Annotated in this window: 2 protein-coding genes and 1 pseudogene; 1 reads left to right on the forward strand and 2 read right to left on the reverse strand. The window is 31.1% G+C overall.

Going from position 1 to position 2,932, the window contains the following annotated elements; all coding sequences use genetic code 11:
* Positions 1-391 precede the first annotated feature (391 nt).
* Positions 392-706, reverse strand: a complete 315-nt coding sequence (locus tag AC1DRF_RS21505; RefSeq protein ID WP_477741644.1) for a thioredoxin family protein — start codon at positions 704-706, stop codon at positions 392-394.
* Positions 707-875: 169 nt separating this feature from the next.
* Positions 876-2,006 carry an RICIN domain-containing protein gene (locus AC1DRF_RS21510; RefSeq protein WP_477741645.1) on the reverse strand — a complete coding sequence of 377 codons (1,131 nt, stop codon included), beginning with the start codon at positions 2,004-2,006 and terminating at the stop codon, positions 876-878.
* 845 nt (positions 2,007-2,851) lie between these two features.
* Here AC1DRF_RS21510 and AC1DRF_RS21515 point away from each other — a divergent pair.
* Positions 2,852-2,932 (forward strand): annotated as a pseudogene (locus AC1DRF_RS21515) (GlsB/YeaQ/YmgE family stress response membrane protein); the annotation flags it as partial.

Here is a 2,932-nt window from a genome sequence, read left to right on the forward strand (position 1 = left end):
GTCATATGAAGTATGATTTAAAAATCTAATATATAAAATCTGTAAGGACAATTGATTTTTATTGTTTTTATTAGAGTAATAGGTAACGTATTTTATTAAAAATAGTTTCATCTATTATATAAAATATAGAAAAATGATCCATTTGTCGTCAATAAAGGTAAATGATAAAACAATATTTTTATATAAAATATTTTAGTATTTACTTCTCGATTAAAGTTACTGGTTATTATGTGCATCTTGTTTTAGTAATCGTTCTTTACAAATAATGAACTATTAATCTCTAGTACCTAAAAAGCCACCTATTCTAAAATAGGCAGCTTTAATTATCTTTATCTATTATTTCCTCACCTTAATATAGGCATTAGTTTTAGATTACCATAATTTTGATATCTTACATGCCTACTAATTGACGTATTTTTTCGCGGGATGTTAGTCCAACGATTGAACCTTTCTTCTGCCCACCATAAAATACAAGGACAGTTGGAACGCTCTTCACGCCATACTTCTTTGTTACCTCTACAGAATTATCAATGTCTACCGTTACACATTTTAATCTATTCTCCATCTCTTGAGCTAGTGAGTCTACAATAGGGCTTTCTTCCTTACAAGGGCCACACCAAGTAGCCGTAAAGAATACTAATACAGGTGTACTTGCATGTAAAACCTCTGTATCGAATGTGTTATCAGTAACCGTCATTAAGCTCATCTAAAAGCACAACCCTTCTTTATTTTCATATATCATACTTACTAATATAGATATTTATTTATAAAAAATTACAATATAATAAATTATTCATTTTTACTAGGTGAATTTAAAAAGCAGCCAAAATTAGTTTGATTGCCTCTCTCAAGTATTTCATATTGAATCTCTGCTCTTAAAGTTCTGATTCTAGACTAGTAGTTTCTTCATCACTGTCGGTGAAGGATTTAGATTTAGGGAAAATCCTTGTAACGGTTTGAGTGTCATCTCTTACAGTCCAATTAGCTGTTATACGTGTATCATCCATACGTGTTATATAAAATTCATTTATTAGCATATATTGAGCACGTGCCAATTCATAATCAAAAGGATTTGTATATGATTCCTTGGAGGTTTTTTCTGTCATTTCTGTAGTTGAAGTACTTTTAGTAACAGATAATTCTCTTGAGATTCGCGTAGAAAGTCCTGCTGAAAACCCTTTAAACATAAATCCAAAGTCGGCTCCGATTGACATTGAAACCGTTTCAGTCATACTGACTTGATCTGTTCGGGATATTCCTTTTGTCACCTGATAATCATAATCGTCTCTAGGTCCCAATATTCGTTGAGTTACTTTTTCCCAATATTGGATTTTAACTAATTTGTAATAGGGGGAAGATTGAATTTGTTGCCGACTATTGAGGGTGGGATCTTTTACCATAATATAAGGAATGTTTGTATAGTGTGTAATAATTGGGTCTRTTTGGTCTGGTAAGTGTTCATTTATATCATTTTTAAAATCGGGCGCAGGTGGTAGGGTTCCTTTTGATAGATTTGGTACTTGAAAATTTTTAACTCGATCAAAAGTAAATTTCTGATGAGCCCCATTATTAAAATCGTATTCTTTAATGAATGCACTATTAGAGGTTGATGCGCTAGCTACATCAAATACTTTTCCACTACGTTTTACTCCAATGGTTCCATCTTTGCCTATAAGAAATTTTTGATTATCTGCATTTTCAAGACCGTATTGTATTAGAACTCCTTTGAACATTGATGATTGTGATATATCAAGTACTTTACCACTATGTTCTGCTGCAATAATCGAATAACCATCATCAAGAGCGAAAATGAGGAAGTTCTGGTTAGGATTATTAGTAGAAGAGTATTGTACAACAAATGCACTATTATCAGTTGATTGTCCCGATACATCTAGCATTTTTCCACAGAAAGTACGAATACGGTAAAAAGTATATGGATCAAGGGCTTGTATACTATTATCTATTTCATTGAAACCCTGCGTATTGCTATCTAATTCATTAGTCATTAATAAATCACTCCTTTTTTAAAAGATCATTTTGGAAATCACATTTAAATAATAACATGTTTTTTTGTAAATAAGGTAAAAAATATTAAATTTACAATTTATATACTTTAATTCAAAATATAGTTACATATTTTGTTGAAATAGTTATATAAATTATCTTTGTTGTAGTCAAAGCCCATATTATTCTTAGTTTACAGAATGTGATTTATCAGAAATCAAGTGTTAGTATGTGTCGAAGGGGTAATGTAAAAGAAATAACATCAGGAGGGGAGGATATGCTCGATAACTATGAACGGTTCCTATTCCATAGGGAGATTAAATGTTTAATTGCGGATCATGATAAGTGTAGACATCTACCTACTAAGAACGAGTTATACAATCAGATAGTACTTCTAAAAAAAGCACTTAAATATGGATGTAAAAAAAGAATATCTAGATAGTAGAAGCTATATATTTGTCGAGAAAAACAATTGATCTCTAAATCTGATTGTTTTTCTCTTTTTTATATAAAAGGATAGGTTCTTATCACTTGAACGAAATAAAAAGGAGACAATGACAGATCATCGCTAATATGCATGGTAGCAATGATCTCTTAGTGATCTCTAGTTACACAAAACGAATTACACGACCCATGGAAGCAAATAAATTTATGATAAATGGCTTGTTTTTGTTTAGAAAATTCATAGGGTGAATAGGAATAGCATTTAGTAACTATTTAAAGAAATCTGTGTAAAATTTTCTACTTAACTGAGAGAAAAGCCTCTAAATAAGAAAAAAATACCAGGGTTATTCGTTTCAATTAGGGGTAAAGTCAACTAAATCTTTTAATACGGAGGCGATTCTTAATGGAAATACTATGGATGCTAATTGTTGGAGGGATTATCGGTTGGCTTGCTAGTTTAATTACAGGCCGAGATGTCCCTGGA

The sequence above is a fragment of the Priestia sp. P5_B4 genome, assembly GCF_056400385.1.